The organism is Hominisplanchenecus faecis (genome assembly GCF_020687205.1).
GTDB classification, from domain to species: Bacteria; Bacillota; Clostridia; order Lachnospirales; family Lachnospiraceae; genus Hominisplanchenecus; species Hominisplanchenecus faecis.
Map to the genome: position 1 here is coordinate 115,298 of NZ_JAJEQE010000002.1, position 16,187 is coordinate 131,484.

General features: G+C 41.3%; 21 protein-coding genes. 18 read left to right on the forward strand and 3 right to left on the reverse strand.

Annotated elements, in window-relative coordinates; genetic code table 11:
• Positions 1-13 precede the first annotated feature (13 nt).
• The 8 genes from LKD42_RS01350 to LKD42_RS01385 all read left to right on the forward strand — a co-directional run bounded on the left by LKD42_RS01350 (position 14) and on the right by LKD42_RS01385 (position 4,960).
• Positions 14-706 carry a septum site-determining protein MinC gene (locus tag LKD42_RS01350; RefSeq protein ID WP_215660785.1) on the forward strand — a complete coding sequence of 231 codons (693 nt, stop codon included), beginning with the start codon at positions 14-16 and terminating at the stop codon, positions 704-706.
• Positions 684-851 carry a hypothetical protein gene (locus LKD42_RS01355; protein WP_215660783.1) on the forward strand — a complete coding sequence of 56 codons (168 nt, stop codon included), beginning with the start codon at positions 684-686 and terminating at the stop codon, positions 849-851. The genes LKD42_RS01350 and LKD42_RS01355 overlap by 23 nt, the downstream gene beginning before the upstream one ends.
• Complete coding sequence (minD, locus tag LKD42_RS01360) at positions 844-1,644, forward strand: septum site-determining protein MinD (RefSeq protein ID WP_022119777.1); 801 nt, start codon at positions 844-846, stop codon at positions 1,642-1,644. The genes LKD42_RS01355 and minD overlap by 8 nt, the downstream gene beginning before the upstream one ends.
• Before the next feature lie 6 nt (positions 1,645-1,650).
• A complete protein-coding gene (locus LKD42_RS01365) occupies positions 1,651-1,902 on the forward strand; it encodes a cell division topological specificity factor MinE (RefSeq protein ID WP_248834582.1) in 252 nt (83 codons plus the stop codon).
• Positions 1,871-2,974, forward strand: a complete 1,104-nt coding sequence (locus LKD42_RS01370) for an FtsW/RodA/SpoVE family cell cycle protein (protein ID WP_248834583.1) — start codon at positions 1,871-1,873, stop codon at positions 2,972-2,974. Before LKD42_RS01365 ends, LKD42_RS01370 begins: the two co-directional genes overlap by 32 nt.
• A gap of 30 nt (positions 2,975-3,004) precedes the next feature.
• Positions 3,005-3,400 carry a methylglyoxal synthase gene (mgsA, locus tag LKD42_RS01375; protein ID WP_022119774.1) on the forward strand — a complete coding sequence of 132 codons (396 nt, stop codon included), beginning with the start codon at positions 3,005-3,007 and terminating at the stop codon, positions 3,398-3,400.
• Entirely contained in the window at positions 3,400-4,464 is a 1,065-nt protein-coding gene (locus LKD42_RS01380; protein WP_248834584.1) for a D-alanyl-D-alanine carboxypeptidase family protein, read from the forward strand. Before mgsA ends, LKD42_RS01380 begins: the two co-directional genes overlap by 1 nt.
• Positions 4,465-4,540: 76 nt before the next feature.
• Positions 4,541-4,960 carry a twitching motility protein PilT gene (locus LKD42_RS01385; RefSeq protein ID WP_248834585.1) on the forward strand — a complete coding sequence of 140 codons (420 nt, stop codon included), beginning with the start codon at positions 4,541-4,543 and terminating at the stop codon, positions 4,958-4,960.
• A gap of 118 nt (positions 4,961-5,078) precedes the next feature.
• Here LKD42_RS01385 and LKD42_RS01390 read toward each other — a convergent pair whose 3' ends face one another.
• Positions 5,079-5,294: a DUF378 domain-containing protein gene (locus LKD42_RS01390; RefSeq protein ID WP_022119771.1), complete on the reverse strand. Its 216-nt coding sequence runs from the start codon at positions 5,292-5,294 to the stop codon at positions 5,079-5,081.
• 141 nt (positions 5,295-5,435) lie between these two features.
• Between LKD42_RS01390 and LKD42_RS01395 the strand changes: the two genes are divergently transcribed.
• The 9 genes from LKD42_RS01395 (at position 5,436) to dtd (ending at position 12,990) form a co-directional block, all read left to right on the forward strand.
• Positions 5,436-6,947 (forward strand): biotin/lipoyl attachment domain-containing protein, encoded by a 1,512-nt coding sequence (locus LKD42_RS01395; RefSeq protein ID WP_248834586.1) that lies wholly within the window; start codon positions 5,436-5,438, stop codon positions 6,945-6,947.
• A gap of 40 nt (positions 6,948-6,987) precedes the next feature.
• Complete coding sequence (locus tag LKD42_RS01400; protein WP_022119769.1) at positions 6,988-7,680, forward strand: YggS family pyridoxal phosphate-dependent enzyme; 693 nt, start codon at positions 6,988-6,990, stop codon at positions 7,678-7,680.
• 22 nt (positions 7,681-7,702) lie between these two features.
• The gene (locus LKD42_RS01405; RefSeq protein WP_022119768.1) at positions 7,703-8,314 is read left to right on the forward strand and encodes a cell division protein SepF; all 612 of its coding nucleotides are present in this window, start codon (positions 7,703-7,705) and stop codon (positions 8,312-8,314) included.
• A 10-nt stretch (positions 8,315-8,324) separates the two neighbouring features.
• On the forward strand, positions 8,325-9,119 hold the full coding sequence (locus tag LKD42_RS01410; RefSeq protein ID WP_022119767.1) for a YlmH family RNA-binding protein: 795 nt from the start codon (positions 8,325-8,327) through the stop codon (positions 9,117-9,119).
• Positions 9,120-9,186: 67 nt separating this feature from the next.
• Positions 9,187-10,302 (forward strand): 3-dehydroquinate synthase, encoded by a 1,116-nt coding sequence (gene aroB / locus LKD42_RS01415; RefSeq protein WP_147631486.1) that lies wholly within the window; start codon positions 9,187-9,189, stop codon positions 10,300-10,302.
• Between the two features lie 18 nt (positions 10,303-10,320).
• Complete coding sequence (gene lspA, locus LKD42_RS01420) at positions 10,321-10,833, forward strand: signal peptidase II (RefSeq protein ID WP_022119765.1); 513 nt, start codon at positions 10,321-10,323, stop codon at positions 10,831-10,833.
• A gap of 20 nt (positions 10,834-10,853) precedes the next feature.
• Positions 10,854-11,765, forward strand: a complete 912-nt coding sequence (locus tag LKD42_RS01425) for an RluA family pseudouridine synthase (protein ID WP_022119764.1) — start codon at positions 10,854-10,856, stop codon at positions 11,763-11,765.
• 135 nt (positions 11,766-11,900) lie between these two features.
• Positions 11,901-12,533 carry a cytidylate kinase-like family protein gene (locus tag LKD42_RS01430; RefSeq protein ID WP_022119763.1) on the forward strand — a complete coding sequence of 211 codons (633 nt, stop codon included), beginning with the start codon at positions 11,901-11,903 and terminating at the stop codon, positions 12,531-12,533.
• Positions 12,534-12,540: 7 nt separating this feature from the next.
• Positions 12,541-12,990 carry a D-aminoacyl-tRNA deacylase gene (dtd, locus tag LKD42_RS01435; RefSeq protein ID WP_022119762.1) on the forward strand — a complete coding sequence of 150 codons (450 nt, stop codon included), beginning with the start codon at positions 12,541-12,543 and terminating at the stop codon, positions 12,988-12,990.
• An 81-nt stretch (positions 12,991-13,071) separates the two neighbouring features.
• On the opposite strand, the gene LKD42_RS01440 is transcribed toward dtd, so the two are convergent.
• A complete protein-coding gene (locus tag LKD42_RS01440) occupies positions 13,072-13,422 on the reverse strand; it encodes a helix-turn-helix domain-containing protein (RefSeq protein WP_022119761.1) in 351 nt (116 codons plus the stop codon).
• 318 nt (positions 13,423-13,740) lie between these two features.
• Here LKD42_RS01440 and LKD42_RS01445 point away from each other — a divergent pair, with 318 nt between their 5' ends.
• Positions 13,741-14,613, forward strand: a complete 873-nt coding sequence (locus LKD42_RS01445) for a phosphoribosylaminoimidazolesuccinocarboxamide synthase (protein ID WP_022119760.1) — start codon at positions 13,741-13,743, stop codon at positions 14,611-14,613.
• Between the two features lie 239 nt (positions 14,614-14,852).
• Here LKD42_RS01445 and LKD42_RS01450 read toward each other — a convergent pair whose 3' ends face one another.
• Positions 14,853-15,923, reverse strand: a complete 1,071-nt coding sequence (locus LKD42_RS01450; RefSeq protein ID WP_173897098.1) for a tyrosine-type recombinase/integrase — start codon at positions 15,921-15,923, stop codon at positions 14,853-14,855.
• Between the last annotated feature and the right edge of the window lie 264 nt (positions 15,924-16,187).

The window sequence follows — 16,187 nt, forward strand, 5'->3', positions numbered from 1 at the left end:
GGGAGGCGAGCGTATGAACCGTAAATCCGTGATCATTAAGAGTAATAAATACGGCCTGACCGTTATCCTGGATGACAAGATGCCGTTTCAGGAACTCCTTCTTGACATTGCGGATAAATTTCAGGAATCTGCCAATTTTTTCAGAAATGCAAAAATGGCTGTGACATTCCGTGGAAGAGTACTGAACCGGGAAGAAGAACGGCAGGTGATCGAGACGATCGTAGATCACTGCGGCATCCATATCCTCTGTGTGGTGGATGAGGACGCCGTCAGTCAGGAGCATTACCGCAGGATTTTAAATGCGGCACTGGAAGAGCAGGAAAAAGTGGATGGCCTGTTTTATCGAGGGACTCTTTCAAATGGCGAAGTCCTGGAAACAGAGACAAGTGTGGTGATTCTTGGAGATGTACATTCTGGTGCCAAAGTTGTGTCAAAAAGCAACATTGTCATACTCGGATCCTGTCGTGGCAGCGTTTACGCGGGAGCGACGGGGGATCGCAACTGTTTTATTGCCGCCTTTGTGATGAAACCGGTTCAGATCCGTATTGCCGACAAAGCTGCACGCAGTGCAATCACCAAATATTCGGATCAGACAGAATACAAGCCGGAACCGAAAATTGCTTATATAAAAGAAAATCATATCCATGTGGAACCTATGAGCCAAGATACATGGGATGCCGTTTATGGGTCAGCAGAAGAAATCTAAAAATAACTGTGAAGACACAAAGCAGTTCACAATGTACACAGGACAAACGGCCAAAACGCCGGAACAGATCATTTTCGTTGAAAAGGCTGTGGGACAATCACAAGTTCGACTTGAAAAGATTTATGGAGGAATGTGTAATGAGTGAGATTATTGTGGTAACTTCCGGAAAAGGCGGTGTCGGAAAAACAACGGTGACTGCGAATCTCGGAGCAGGGCTGTCTATGCTCGGCGGACGAGTCGTTCTGATCGATACAGACATTGGCCTTCGCAATCTGGATGTTGTTATGGGACTGGAAAACCGGATTGTTTACAATCTGGTTGATGTGATCGAAGGAAACTGCAGGCTGAAGCAGGCGTTGATTCGGGATAAAAACAATCCCAGTCTGTTTCTTCTGCCGGCTGCTCAGACAAGAGATAAATCCGCGGTGACTCCGCAGCAAATGAAGAAGCTTACGGATGATCTTCAGGAAAAGTTTGATTTTATCCTTTTAGACTGTCCGGCTGGGATCGAGCAGGGATTTTTCAATGCGATCGCAGGTGCAAAAAGGGCGATCGTAGTGACTACGCCGGAAGTTTCCGCTATCCGTGATGCAGACAGGATCATAGGTCTTCTGGAAGCAAATGAGATCGATCGCATTGATCTTATTATCAATCGGCTGCGGATGGGCATGGTAAAGCGTGGTGATATGATGTCTGTAGAAGATGTTGTCGAGATTCTTTCCGTAAATCTTCTCGGGGCGATTCCGGATGATGACAGCGTAGTGATCGCGACTAATCAGGGCGAAGCACTTGCTGCATCGGAAAGTCTGGCCGGACAGGCATTTTCCAATATTTGTCGCCGGATATATGGTGAAGCGGTTCCACTTATGGATTTTGAACAGAGGGATGGATTCTGGAGACATCTTGGCGAGCTGCTGAAAAGAGGAAGAAGGGAGTAAGTTAGATTGAAACGATTTCTTTTCTGTTTTCCACAGAGATCTGCTGTACTTGCCAGACAGAGGATGGCTTCCATTCTTTATATGGATCGCCTGGACTGCCCGGAAGATACGGTAAAATATCTGAAACGTGACATAAGAAAAGTGATCGAAAAGTACCTGAATATTGAAAATGCGGATGTCAGTATCCGCATGGATATCAAAAGAGAAGTAAAGCAAGGGGTTAAAGATGTTAAGACAATACAAATTGAAAGATTATAAATTCAGACTGGTTCTTTGGGTTTTGATCCTGTCAGTAATCGGTATCATGGTGATCGGCAGTGCGAATGGCAGTTATCAAATGAAACAGATGATCGGTATGGGCGTCGGAATTGTTTTTATGATCATGGTGTCTTTGATGGATTATTTGTGGATCAGCAATTTTTACTGGATCTACTATATTGGCGGTCTGGTGCTTCTGATCGCAGTACGTTTCTTCGGAACAGAGGTAAACGGTGCAAAGCGTTGGATTGACTTTGGCGGTTTTAGCTTTCAGCCATCTGATATCATGAAGATTGTGGTAATCATCTTTTTTACTCGTTTTTTCATGAAGCATGAAGAGGATCTCAATAAACCGCAGACTATTTTAAAAGCTGTCGGACTGGTGGCGATCCCATGGTTCCTTATTTATAAACAGCCGGATTTGTCTACCAGTATCGTTGTGCTTCTGATTTTCTGCACAATATATTTTATTGCAGGCTTGAGTTCTAAAATAATCGGTGGTATGATACTGATATGCATACCGCTTGTAGTCATCGGAGCGATGCTTGTGACACAGCCGGATCAGAAAATTCTGAAGGGGTATCAGCACGATCGAATTATGGGGTGGCTTCAGCCTGAAAAATATCCTGACATTTCTTATCAGCAGACAAACTCTAAAATTGCAATTGGTTCCGGCCAGCTTTATGGCAAAGGGCTGAACAACAGTGATGTCAATTCTGTAAAAAACGGTAATTTTATCGCAGAACCGCAGACAGACTTTATTTTTGCAGTTGCAGGAGAAGAGCTTGGATTTTTAGGCTGCTGTCTGATCGTTGCACTGGAATTTCTGATCGCACTGGAGTGTATTATGGTCGGGAAAAATGCAAGGGATGTTTCCGGGACGCTGATATGCTGCGGCATGGCGGCTTTGATTGCATTTCAGAGTTTTATCAATATATGCGTTGCGACTGGCCTGATGCCGAACACCGGACTGCCGCTGCCATTTGTAAGTTACGGACTAACATCATTGATCAGTCTTTACATTGGGATTGGCATGGTTCTGAATATAGGACTGCAGGTACGAAAATATTAAAATGGAGAAGATACAAAGGAGGGCTGATTTATGAATATAGGACTTATTGCACATGATTCCAAAAAGAAGCTGATGCAGAATTTCTGCATTGCCTACAGAGGAATATTATGTAAAAATGAATTATATGCAACAGGAACGACAGGAAGACTTGTGGAGGAGGTTACCAATTTGAACGTCCACAAATTTCTTGCCGGACATCTGGGAGGAGAACACCAGATGGGAGCCCAGATTGAGAATAATCAGATTGACCTTATGATTTTTCTGAGAAACCCGATGGGAGCAAAACCACATGAGCCGGATACGAAGAATATCTTTCGACTCTGTGACATGCATAATATCCCACTTGCCACCAATCTGGCAACAGCAGAACTGCTGATAAAATCCCTCGACCGAGGAGATCTTGAATGGCGGGAGATGTACAAATAATGGAATCAACAGGAAAAAATACAAGACGGGAACGCAATCGTCGCACACCGGTACAGCCGCCGAAAAAAGAACATAAGATCAGCCTGATGAAGGTTGGCATTTCATTTCTTATCGTGATAGCACTTGTTCTCGGCTCCGTTTCCGTAGTAACAGTGATCAAAAACAGAGAGATTCACCTTTCCAATCTTTACGACAAAAGCAATGCGGTTTTTGGTATAGAGAAAGTTCAGTTCAATGCCAACAGAGCGGCTGCTTTTTCTGAAAATCTGTGTGTATCGGATGGAACAGAAGACGATTCTTCCTTAAATCTTACCTCAGGAGCAGCTGGTTCTTTTGATCTGGCATCCGGGGAAGTAGACTATGCACAGAATATTTTTAACAAGATGTATCCGGCAAGTATCACAAAAGTCATGACGGCTCTTGTGACTTTGAAAAACTGCAGCCTGGATGAAACCGTAACAGTTGGAGAGGAATGTCAGGATATTGAAAGCGGATCCTCCGTCTGTATGATCGAGCCGGGAGATCAGCTTACCGTTGAGCAGCTTTTATACGGTCTGCTTTTGAATTCCGGAAACGATGCTGCCATGTCTTTAGCTGTCTATGTCGGCGGTACCGTTGACAATTTTGTCAATATGATGAACGAAGAGGCGGCATCTCTTGGAGCGACCGGGACACATTTTGCCAATCCGCATGGTCTTCATGACGAAAATCATTATACAACGGCATATGATATTTATTTGATGTTTCAGGAAGCATTAAAGTATGATGCCTTTCAGGAAATTATCGGTTCATCTGAATACTATAGTATCTTTATCCGCGATAATGACAAGTATGGTATCATGTGGCAGTCAACGAACTATTATCACATCGGAGAGGCAACTCCGCCTCAGGATGTAGAGGTGATCGGCGGTAAGACAGGTACTACGGATGAGGCCGGAAGCTGCCTCTGTCTGCTCGCAAAAGATAAATATGGGGATTCTCATGTCTCAATTATCCTCAATGCAGGTGATAAAGAAACATTATATGCCGAAATGAATAAATTATTGTCTAAAATTAACAATTAAAGGTTGTAATTTTTCTAAATATACACTATAATCAACATATAATATTTAGGTCGCCGGACTAAAGGAGGAGATTATAATGATACAGATCATTGCAGGCAAAAAGGGTAAAGGAAAAACAAAACATCTGTTGGACAAAGTAAATGCAGAAGTAAAAGAAGTGCACGGAAATATTGTTTATCTCGATAAGAGTTCTAAACATATGTACGAGCTGAACAACAAAGTTCGTCTGGTCGATACTTCAGAATTTGGTTTGTCAAGCAGTGATGGATTTATCGGATTTATCTGTGGCATTATTTCACAGGATCACGATCTGGAGCAGATGTATCTGGACAGCTTTCTGAAAATTGCCAAACTGGAAGATGCAGATATCACAGAGACCATCGATAAATTGGATGAGCTGGGCGAGAAATATAATATAACTTTTGTTTTAAGTATTTCTCTGGATGCAGATGATCTTCCGGGAAATGCAAAATCAAAAGTCATTGTATCTTTATAAGTGAAAAGCTTTGATTTTCTATGGATGCAGCAAGCAATCTTTGCAGGCAGGACGGTTTTCCGTCCTGCCTTTCTAATTCAGAGGAAAGGGCTCTGTAAAATATTTACACTGAAAATCTTTATCTGGCATCATCAACCTGGCAGATGCGTCCGTAAGTACTGATCAGATACAATCCTGACAGACCGACCAGTGTATAAATGATCCTGGAGAGCCAGCTCATGTCTCCAAAGAGGAAAGCGACCAGGTCAAAGCGGAAAATGCCGATCAGTCCCCAGTTGATCGCTCCGATAATAGAAAGTGTAAGACAAGTATAGTCCAGTCCTTTTACATTCATATATTTTAACTCCTTTCATCGTTTATCTCTATTTTTTCCTGAAATTAAATATTTATTCCATTGTTTCTGAAACAAGAACGTGGTAGAATGATATCTGTTCAAAAATTTCTCAGCTAAGATGAAAATAAGGAGGCGTATTGGTTGATTGCAAAAAAGAATAGTAAGAAGATTGTAAAGTATAAAAAATATATTGGCATAAATATTGGTACACTGCTGTTTGGAATTGTATTTGTTTATATGATGGTCTGTATCGTCATGTATCTGACTTCGACGCACATTGCACCATATGAAGTAAAAAAAGGCAGTCTGTCCGGAAATTATAAATATACAGCACTCGCACTGAAATCAGAAACCGTTGTAGAAGCACCGGAATCCGGAGCTGTTACTTACTATGCAAGAGAAGGAACAGAAATCGGTAAAAATGGTGTGATCTGTTCTATCAACGAAAACGGAACAACAAGAACAGAACGGACATCGGCATCATCACAGACTACAGAGTCAGCATCGCTCACAGAAAGTACGGAATTGTCTGAAAGTACAACAGAAAGTTCCGCTGAGACAGAAACAACGATTGAAAGTACAGATGAGAAAGAGGATGCATTGCAAACTACAGATACTTCCGAAAGCGGAACACTATCTGCCGCAGATGCAAAAAAACTGTGTGCTGCGGCTGCCGGATATGCGTCTGCTTTTTCAGGTCAGAACTTTCAGAAAGCATATGATATGAAGGCGGATGTAGAAAGTGCCGTTTTAGATCTCTATACAGAAGATGTTTACGGAAATGCAGACGAAGGCAGTCTGTTCAATGTATGTCGAACGGATGGACCTGGTATTGTGGTTTATTCGGTGGATGGCTTTGAAGATGTAAAAGCGGAAGATGTGACAACTGATATGTTTTCTATGAAGGCATATCACAAAGAAAATCTTCGTCTGAACGGAACAGCCAAAAGTGGAGATCCGTTATATAAACTGGTGACAGAGGATAACTGGTCTCTGATTCTGCCAATTGACAATAAAATTGTTTCCGAACTGACGGATCAGAGCTCTGTTACGATCCGTTTTCTGAAAGATGGTACAACGGCAGATGCTACAGTGTCGGTTGTTCAGAACAAGAATACCTATTTTGCAAAGCTGGATATGGATCATTCTGTTGTGCGTTTTGCATCGGATCGCTTTCTGGATATTGAATTACTTTTAAATAAGAAGAGTGGATTGAAGATACCAAAAACTGCAATCGAACAGCGGAATTTCTATATTATTCCGCAGGAATATGTGATTTCCAATAACGATGACAGCAATGAGGTTACAGTTCTGGTGGAAACCTATACAAACAGTGGAAAATCAGAACAAAAATATAAAACAACAACGGTTTACGAAAAAGTGGATGATAACTACTATGTGGATATCAATGAATTTTCAGAGGGCGATTATATCGTTCGGAAGAATTCCAGCAACAAGTATCGAATCGAAGAGATTGCATCCCTTCAGGGAGTCTATAATATCAACAAAGGTTATGCTGTTTTCCGTGAAGTGACTGTGATCGCAGAGAACGAGGAATACTGTATTGTGGCAGATGACGATACGTTTGGACTGGCACAGTACGATCATATTGCACTGGATGCGGATACGGTTTCCGACGATCAGCTGTTATGATCCTGTTTACAGAGAAAAAGATAGTGGAGGTATAAGAAACATGATAAAAGAAAATTTGCAGGAAGTAGAGAGACGTATCTGTGAAGCTTGTAAGAGAAGCGGAAGAGACCGCAGTGAGGTACAGTTGATCGCCGTCAGCAAAACAAAACCGGTGTCGATGATCGAAGAGGCCTATGCGGAAGGAATTCGCAGATTTGGAGAAAACAAGCCGCAGGAGCTGCGTGACAAATACGAAGAAATGGAAAAAGATATCAAATGGCATATGATCGGTCATTTACAGAGAAATAAAGTAAAATATGTGGTAGGGCGTGCAGCTCTGATTCATTCCGTGGATTCTGTCCGACTGGCAGAGGCGATAGACCAGGAAGCGGAGAAAAAAGGAATTGTGATGCCGGTTCTGGTGGAAGTAAATGTTGCATCAGAAGAGAGTAAGTTTGGTGTTCGTGTAGAAGAATGTGCAGATTTCATCGAAAACATTGCCAAAATGGAGCATATTTCTGTAGAAGGACTGATGACGATTGCACCTTTTGTAGAAAACGCCGAGGATAATCGCAAATATTTTGCAAAATTAAGAGAATTATCAGTTGACATATCAGCCAAAAACATAGATAATGTTAATATGCGTGATCTCAGTATGGGTATGACCGGAGATTATGAGGTTGCAATCGAGGAAGGTGCTACCATGGTTCGAGTCGGAACAGGTATCTTCGGAGAACGCAATTACAATTTGTGATAAAAGCAGATAGGAGAACAAAATGGGAGTATTAGATAGATTCTTAAATGCCATGAAACTGAATGACAATGATGGATTTGATGACGATGACTTTCTGGATGACGAAATGGATGATTTCGAAGAAGAAGCTCCAAAAAAGAGATTCTTCAAAAAGCAGAATGAAGAAGACGATTTAGGTGATCTGGATATGGATGAGAAAGTGCCTTCCGGAAAAGAAAAGAGCAAGGCAAAATCTTTCCAGAAATCCGGAAGCACTTCTTCTCCTCGTCCGTACAGTACATCATCTGCAAAGACCAGCAACTCCGGTAAGATTTCTCAGATGCGTACGACAAAAAAATCCGTTGCCGGAATGGAAGTATGTGTAATCAAACCGCGTTCTATGGAAGACACAAGAGAGATTACCGATACACTGCTTGCAAATTGCACAGTTGTACTGAATATGGAAGGTCTTGATGTTGATATTGCACAGAGAATCATTGATTTTTCATCTGGTTCCTGCTATGCAATCGACGGTAATCTTCAGAAAGTCAGCAATTTTATTTTTATCATTACGCCATCCGGTGTGGAAGTTTCCGGAGATTTTCAGGAAATTTTGAATGGTGTTGATATGCCGTCTCTTGGAAACAAGTTTTAGGAGAAAGTAAATGGATAAGATGGAGGAACGCACAAGGCAGCGTATCCTGGATCTGGCAAATCTGGCAGATCGAAGAGGAATCATCACTTACACAGATTTTATGAATCTGAATGAATTAAATATTTTTCACAGCACGGTCGGAAAGATTCCATTTGTTCGATGGAAACTTTTCGGCGGTTATGCAAAAGCAGAGCGTCAGTTGGCAGCGTTTATCCCTGATGCTCTTTATTTTCGTTATGATTTTTCGCAAAAGGGCGATTCGGATGAAGATGCTATACCATTTCCAATCGTATGTCTTCAGATCAGACCCCTGAATCTGAAATTTGCAGAGAAACTTTCACACAGAGATTATCTTGGAGCCATCTTGAATCTGGGCATAGACCGTTCGGTTACCGGTGATATCCTGATTGACGAGGAATGTGCCTATCTTTTCTGTATGCAGAAAATAGCAGATTTTCTGTGTGATAACCTGACACGGATCCGGCATACAACAGTTTTATGTCAGGTGTTTGAGGGAGAAAGAAAAGAAATCCCGCTGCGTACGGAAAAAATAGAAGGAACGGTTGCTTCTGTACGTCTGGATACTCTGCTTGCCCTGGCATGGAAAACTTCCAGAAGCAGTCTGGTCGGAATGATTGAAGATGGCCGCGTTTTTGTAAATGGAAAATGCATTACTTCAAATGGATATCATGTAAAAGAGAATGATCTGATATCAGCCAGAGGTATGGGAAGATTTGTATACGAAGGCATGCTTTCACAGACCAAAAAGGGACGTTACCTTGTAAAACTTGAAAAATATGTTTAAACAGCTCAGCGATTCTGGAAAATCGGATTCCGCATGTATTCGATGAATGGAACAGGAGGTAAAAACAATGGATACTACAAAATACCGCACACAGATACCGGTTAAAAAAGATGGGATTTTTGCCTATGAAATTTATCTTGAAAAAGATTTTGGGATGCTTGCAGAGCGTTTGAAGGTTTGTAAGCCGGAAAACCGAAGGTTATGTATTGTTACCGATTCTACCGTGGATCAATATTACGGAGATCAGGTAGAAGAAATTCTTGCATCTTGTGCAAAGGAAGTTACCCGCTTTGTTTTTCGGGCAGGAGAAGAAAACAAAAATCTCAATACTGTGCAGGATTTGTATGAGCATCTGATCCTGCATCATTTTGAACGAAAAGATATGCTGGTTGCTCTTGGAGGAGGCGTTGTTGGGGATCTGGCCGGTTTCACTGCAGCGACTTATCTTCGAGGCGTTGATTTTGTTCAAATTCCGACAACACTGCTCTCACAGGTGGACAGCAGCATTGGCGGTAAGACAGGCGTGGACTTTAACTGTTATAAAAATATGGTCGGAGCCTTTCATCAGCCAAAACTGGTGTATATGAATCTGTCTGCCCTGAAGACGCTGACAGACGAACAGTTTGCCTGTGGCATGGGAGAAATCTTAAAACATGGACTGATCAAAGATCAGGGATATTATGAGTGGACGATCTGTCACAGACAGGAAATAATGGAACGCAGTTTGGAAGTTCTGGAAGAAATGATCTCCAGAAGCTGTGAGATCAAACGTGATGTAGTAGAGAAAGATCCGACAGAAAAGGGAGATCGTGCACTTTTGAATTTTGGACATACACTTGGACATGCCATTGAAAAGTTAAAAAACTTCTCTTTGATGCATGGACAATGTGTAGCACTTGGAAGTCTGGCGGCTTCCTATCTTTCCATGAGGCGTGGACAGATAACAGAAGCAGAGCTGACTGCAATCAAAGAAGCGAATATCGCTTTTGGTCTTCCGGTATCTGTTGAAGGAGTGACACCGGAAGAGGTTGTGGCAACAACACGTTCTGATAAAAAAATGGAAGCCGGAAAAGTAAAATTTATTTTGTTAAACAGTATTGGAGATGCCTGTATTGACAGAAGTGTTACCGATCAGGAGATGGAAGATGCGGTAAAATATCTTGAAAATATCACGCTTCTGTAACAGAGAAAGGTTAAGATTATGAAAAAAGGATATCGGACTATTGTTGCAGTTGTCTCGCTGTTTCTGCTTGTTCTTATAGACCAGGTCACAAAATTTGCTGCGGTAAAATGTTTAAAAGGAAAAGAAGCATTTTCGCTGATTCCGGGTGTTTTTGAACTGCAGTATCTTGAAAACAGAGGAGCGGCTTTTGGAGCACTGCAAAATCAGAGATGGTTCTTTATACTGATTGTTATTTTTGTGCTCGCAGTACTTTTATGGTGCTTCATCCGTTTTCCGAAGGAAGCACATTACCGTCCGCTTGCAGTGCTGGCTGTTTTTATTGCGGCAGGTGCGATCGGAAATATGATCGACCGGTTGCTTAACGGCTATGTCATTGATTTTCTGTATTTTTCGTTGATTGATTTTCCAATCTTCAATGTTGCAGATATTTATGTGACGGTCGCTATGGTTGTATTGTTTATATTGATACTGACAATTTATAAGGATGATGATTTTCATTTTCTGAAACTGCACGGATCAGAAAAAGCGTAAATCAGATTGCAGGAGAAACTATGCAGGAACTGATATTATTACCGGAAGAAGAATCGATTGGTGAGCGTGCAGATAAATATCTGGCAGTTCAGCTTCCGCAGTATTCAAGGAGCTTCTTTCAGAAACTTTTCAAGGACGATCAGATACAGATTCAGAACACGCCGATCAAGGCGAGTTACCGCATTACCGGAGAAGAAGAAATCGCACTTACAATCCCGGATGCCCAGAAGCCGGATATTGTTCCGGAAAACATTCCGCTGGATATTCTGTATGAAGATCAGGATCTCCTTGTGGTAAACAAGCCGAAAGGCATGGTGGTACATCCGGCTCATGGTCATTACAGCGGAACACTGGTTAATGCACTGATGTATCATTGTAAGGACAGTCTTTCCGGAATCAATGGGGTATTGCGTCCCGGTATTGTGCATCGAATTGATATGGATACCACAGGCTCTTTGATCGTCTGCAAAACGGATATGGCACACAAAGTGATTGCAGCACAATTAAAAGAACATTCTATCCATAGATGTTACCGTGCCATTGTACATGGTGTGATTAAAGAAGATTCCGGTGTGATCGATGCACCGATCGGAAGAAATCCCACCGATCGAAAGAAGATGGCGATCAATGAGCAGAATGGAAAACGGGCGGTGACGCATTTTAAGGTATTAAAACGTTTCCGACAGTTCACGTATATTGAATGTGAGCTGGAAACCGGCCGTACACATCAGATTCGTGTTCATATGGCTTCTCTACAGCATCCGCTTCTCGGAGATTCGGTATACGGTCCGGCAAAATCACCTTATAAACTGCAAGGACAGACACTTCATGCGATGACCATCGGGTTTATTCATCCGTCTACCGGAGGATATATGGAGTTTTCAGCTCCGTTGCCGGCATATTTTGAAGAGTTGCTTCATAAACTTCCATAAAGTACAGAAAATGCAGAAATTGTTTGTAAGATTCAAAAAATGCTTGTAAATTGTCTACTCAATGATGTATAATCACTCTTATAAGGAGAAGAAATACGGCAGATTTTATCTGCCAGAAAGAAAGGGTGGTTCTATATGACATGTAAATCAATTATTACGATCGGACGACAGTATGGAAGCGGCGGACATGAGATTGGCCAGAAACTGGCAAAAGAACTTGGAATAAAATGTTATGATAAGGAACTTCTCGACCGTGCTGCAAAAGAGAGCGGAATCTGCCAGGAATTGTTTGAGCATCACGATGAAAGGCCGACGAACAGTTTTCTATATTCCCTTGTAATGGATACATATTCCATGAACGGGGCAGCATCCGGATATACCGAAATGCCTTTAAATTATAAGGTTTTTCTGGCTCAGTTCAATGCAATCAAACAGATTGCAAAGGAAGGTCCCTGTGTTATGATCGGCCGTTGTGCGGACTATGCACTGGCAGATTTTGATAACTGCATCAGCATTTTTGTGCATGCCGATATGGATAAACGTATCAAGCGTATAGCATCAAAATATGCATTGACAGAAGCAAAAGCACGTGATCAGATTCTAAAAACTGATAAAAAGCGTGCCAGCTACTACAACTACTATTCGGATAAAAAGTGGGGAGACGGTTCCAGTTACAATATGTGCATAGACAGTGGAGTATGCGGTATTGACGGAACGGTTCAGCTTATCAAAGACTTTGTTGCATTAAAAGAAAAAATAAAAGGATAAAATACATATGAAGTTTGTTATACAGAGAGTTTCCAGAGCAAGTGTTTCCGTAGATGGAGCTGTTATTGGAAAGATCAACAAGGGTTTTCTGGTACTGATTGGTATCGGAGCAGAAGACGGAAAAAAAGAAGCAGATCTTCTGGTGCGGAAAATGTGCGGCCTTCGTATCTTTGAAGATCAGGATGGAAAGACCAATCTGGCTTTAAAAGATGTGGATGGTGAGCTTTTGCTCATTTCTCAGTTTACGCTTTATGCAAACTGTAAAAAAGGAAATCGCCCAAGTTTTATTGAGGCAAAGAATCCGGAAGAGGCGAATGCATTGTATGAGTATATCATTGCAGAATGTAAAAAGCAGATACCGGTTGTTGAGACGGGAAGCTTTGGAGCAGATATGAAAGTAGAACTGCTGAATGACGGACCATTCACGGTGATTGTGGATTCAAAAGAACTGATGTAGATCAGACTGGATTTGTCAAAAATAAAAAACACAAGAAAAGCAGAAAGAAAAAGAAGATTTCATGATGCGAAGAAAAACGTATCAGGAACCTTCTTTTTTCAATGCTTCTGAAACAGACTGGACATATGCGGACATAACCCGGTAAAGACCATCGCGATAAGAATTCGGACACTGCTCCATCAAAACGTGAAAAATCGTATAATCATAAGCATCTGTATCCAGTGGCTTCAGGTCAAGCAAATGATCAGCAGAAAGATTCAGTGCCTCACAGATGTTTTTCAGAGTATCAATGGATACGCCTTTCTTTCCGGATTCAATATCATAACAGAAACGAGGTGTTATATTCGCCATTTCAGAAAAAGTTTCTCTTGTATAGCCCATATCCTCACGTGCTTGACGGATACGTTCGCCCATAGTATACAAATCTAACATACCTCTAATCCCCTTTGTAAAAAATAGCAGATGACCTGCGATTGTTTTCTGCTGTATTGTCCATTATTGTGATCAGCAGGATAATTACATTATCTTTTCTATTTTAACGATAAAAAGAATATCTATACATGAACTAAAAGCGTAAATAAAAAGAACCAAAAGTTCAAATACGAAGGTAAAAAAGAAGGAAAATACTATGATTAAGAGCGAAAAGAATGGAAAAGAAGAAATTTGACTCTTGACAATCAGGGGTAAAAGGTGGTACGTTTGTACCGGAATTATTTGTAAATACAATAAGAATATGGCGAGGTATGGATTATGCAGGAAATGAAACCGATAAAAGAAGGTAAAGTACGCGAGATTTATGACAATGGTGACAGTCTGATCATGGTAGCTACAGATCGTATCAGTTGTTTTGATGTAATCTTGAACAACGTAGTTACAAAAAAAGGAACGGTTCTTACACAGATGTCTAAATTCTGGTTTGAAATGACAGAAGATATTTTGCCAAATCATATGATATCTACAGACGTAAAAGATATGCCGGAATATTTTCAGCAGGATCAGTTTGATGGAAACAGCATGATGTGCCGTAAACTTGATATGCTTCCACTGGAATGTATTGTACGTGGTTATATTACAGGAAGCGGCTGGGAAAGCTACAAAAAAACAGGAAAGGTATGTGGCATTGAGCTTCCGGAAGGTCTGAAAGAGTCTGATAAACTGCCTGAACCAATCTATACACCGTCCACAAAGGCTGAGATTGGAGATCACGATGAAAACATCTCTTTTGAACAGAGTGTAGAGCACCTGGAGAAATATTATCCTGGAAAAGGAAAAGAATATGCAGAGAAACTTCGTGATTATACGATCACATTGTATAAGAAATGTGCAGCTTATGCTCTGGAAAAAGGAATTATCATCGCAGATACGAAATTTGAATTTGGACTGGATGAGAACGGAAATATTACAATTGGTGATGAAATGCTGACACCGGACAGCTCACGTTTCTGGCCTGCCGAAGGATATGAACCAGGACATGGACAGCCGTCTTTTGATAAACAGTTTGCACGTGACTGGTTAAAAGAAAATCCAGACAATGACTGGACACTTCCGCAGGAGATCGTAGACAAAACGATTGAAAAATATCTGCAGGGATATGAAATGCTGACCGGAAAGAAACTGGACTGATAGAATTACAGTAACCGGTTAAAAAAAACAGTAACTATTCAGCAATTATTCAGCCGAATGAGCGGCTGCCATAAGGCAGTTGCATGTTCGGCTGTTTTTTATCTCAGGCGAGGAGACTCCAACTTCTGTAAGTGGTGAGTAATAACAAGTATATGTCAGCTTTCGCTGACCAGAATCACGCACCAAGTCTCACGTGCGTTCGACTTGAATTTAGTCGAAGAAGACACTCACTTCTATAATTAGTCTTCATAGTCTTCACGAAGGCGGATTGCAGTGGCAGCTTTTCTTCTTCTGGCATCATCCATGGCAGCATAATGCTTTTTGGTGGTGTTCACATCTTTGTGCCCGAGCACATCGGCAACCAGATAAATGTCTCCTGTTTCCTGATATAAAGTGGTACCATAAGTACTTCTCAATTTGTGTGGTGTGATTTTTTTTGTAGTTGTGATGGCACGGGCATACTTTTTGACCAGATTTTCCACCGCCTGAACGCCGATACGTTTTCGCTGGGTAGAGTAGAAGAGAGCGTGCTCGTGTCCTTCCAGTGGGGAAATCGCTTTACGTGCCTCTAAATAGTCTTTTAAAGCTTTTTCCACTTCAGGGCCAAAATAGACTACCATCTCAGAACCGCCTTTGCGTATGAGGCGAATACCGTTGTTACGGAAGTCAATGTCTTCCACATCCAGTCCGACACATTCAGATACACGGATACCGGTACCAAGCAGGAGAGTGACAATGGCAAGATCACGCAGTTTTGTTTTTTCGTAATAAGCTTTTCGCTGACCGGTGAGCTGATCACCGCAGTGTTCAATATAATCCAGCAGTGCAGCCGTTTCACCGGCGTCGAGGCGGATAATGGCTTTGTCATGGATCTTTGGCATATCGACCAGCTGGACCGGATTGGTCTCGATTGCCTGTCTTTTATAATAGTAAGTATAAAAGCTTCGAAGAGAAGAAATTTTTCGCTTTAATCCACGTTCCCCGTTTGTGATTGTCGTCTGGTCATTCGGACTGTCATAGAGCTTCAGATATTCCATATATTCTTCAATATCGATCGGTTTTAACTGATCCAGTACGGAAACGTTTAAGTTCGGAATCCCGATTTTTGCAAGAGACGGATTTTGAGATATCAGAAACTGGAAAAAAATCCGGATATCATAGGCATAAGAAATGCGGGTTTTTGTGGAAGTTGTAGGTTCAATGGCACGAAAATAATCCTTTGCAAAAGCAGGTAAAGTTTTCAAAACTTCACGAAGTTTGCGGATATTGTCCATGTCGGTTTGTTCGTGATAAGTTATGTTAGCAGCCACAGGGAATCCTTCTTTCTGTAAAAATTATATGCTTCGAGATAACAGCAGTGTGCAGAGTGGTTAGCATAAAAAAATAAATGAATACATAAAAATAAATAATAATGATAAAAATATTTTGAAGCAAAAACACAGATAAATCGAATGAAATGTGTTAAAAGAAGTGGCTTTAATCTATACGACAAACACAAGTTTTTCAAATAGATCACAGTTTTTCGGTTTTCACTTCTTTACTGATTTCAACATATGTCACACTGCGATTCACTA

What these genes read in the sequence shown, in the direction of transcription:
- LKD42_RS01440 (WP_022119761.1), bottom strand. Translation starts at nt 13,422, where the DNA reads ATGTTAGATTTGTATACTATGGGCGAACGTATCCGTCAAGCACGTGAG.
- dtd (WP_022119762.1), top strand. Translation starts at nt 12,541, where the DNA reads ATGAAGTTTGTTATACAGAGAGTTTCCAGAGCAAGTGTTTCCGTAGAT.
- LKD42_RS01370 (WP_248834583.1), top strand. Translation starts at nt 1,871, where the DNA reads ATGTTAAGACAATACAAATTGAAAGATTATAAATTCAGACTGGTTCTT.
- LKD42_RS01410 (WP_022119767.1), top strand. Translation starts at nt 8,325, where the DNA reads ATGGATAAGATGGAGGAACGCACAAGGCAGCGTATCCTGGATCTGGCA.
- LKD42_RS01380 (WP_248834584.1), top strand. Translation starts at nt 3,400, where the DNA reads ATGGAATCAACAGGAAAAAATACAAGACGGGAACGCAATCGTCGCACA.
- LKD42_RS01445 (WP_022119760.1), top strand. Translation starts at nt 13,741, where the DNA reads ATGCAGGAAATGAAACCGATAAAAGAAGGTAAAGTACGCGAGATTTAT.
- lspA (WP_022119765.1), top strand. Translation starts at nt 10,321, where the DNA reads ATGAAAAAAGGATATCGGACTATTGTTGCAGTTGTCTCGCTGTTTCTG.
- LKD42_RS01390 (WP_022119771.1), bottom strand. Translation starts at nt 5,294, where the DNA reads ATGAATGTAAAAGGACTGGACTATACTTGTCTTACACTTTCTATTATC.
- LKD42_RS01405 (WP_022119768.1), top strand. Translation starts at nt 7,703, where the DNA reads ATGGGAGTATTAGATAGATTCTTAAATGCCATGAAACTGAATGACAAT.
- aroB (WP_147631486.1), top strand. Translation starts at nt 9,187, where the DNA reads ATGGATACTACAAAATACCGCACACAGATACCGGTTAAAAAAGATGGG.
- mgsA (WP_022119774.1), top strand. Translation starts at nt 3,005, where the DNA reads ATGAATATAGGACTTATTGCACATGATTCCAAAAAGAAGCTGATGCAG.
- LKD42_RS01425 (WP_022119764.1), top strand. Translation starts at nt 10,854, where the DNA reads ATGCAGGAACTGATATTATTACCGGAAGAAGAATCGATTGGTGAGCGT.
- LKD42_RS01385 (WP_248834585.1), top strand. Translation starts at nt 4,541, where the DNA reads ATGATACAGATCATTGCAGGCAAAAAGGGTAAAGGAAAAACAAAACAT.
- LKD42_RS01430 (WP_022119763.1), top strand. Translation starts at nt 11,901, where the DNA reads ATGACATGTAAATCAATTATTACGATCGGACGACAGTATGGAAGCGGC.
- LKD42_RS01400 (WP_022119769.1), top strand. Translation starts at nt 6,988, where the DNA reads ATGATAAAAGAAAATTTGCAGGAAGTAGAGAGACGTATCTGTGAAGCT.
- minD (WP_022119777.1), top strand. Translation starts at nt 844, where the DNA reads ATGAGTGAGATTATTGTGGTAACTTCCGGAAAAGGCGGTGTCGGAAAA.
- LKD42_RS01355 (WP_215660783.1), top strand. Translation starts at nt 684, where the DNA reads ATGGGTCAGCAGAAGAAATCTAAAAATAACTGTGAAGACACAAAGCAG.
- LKD42_RS01350 (WP_215660785.1), top strand. Translation starts at nt 14, where the DNA reads ATGAACCGTAAATCCGTGATCATTAAGAGTAATAAATACGGCCTGACC.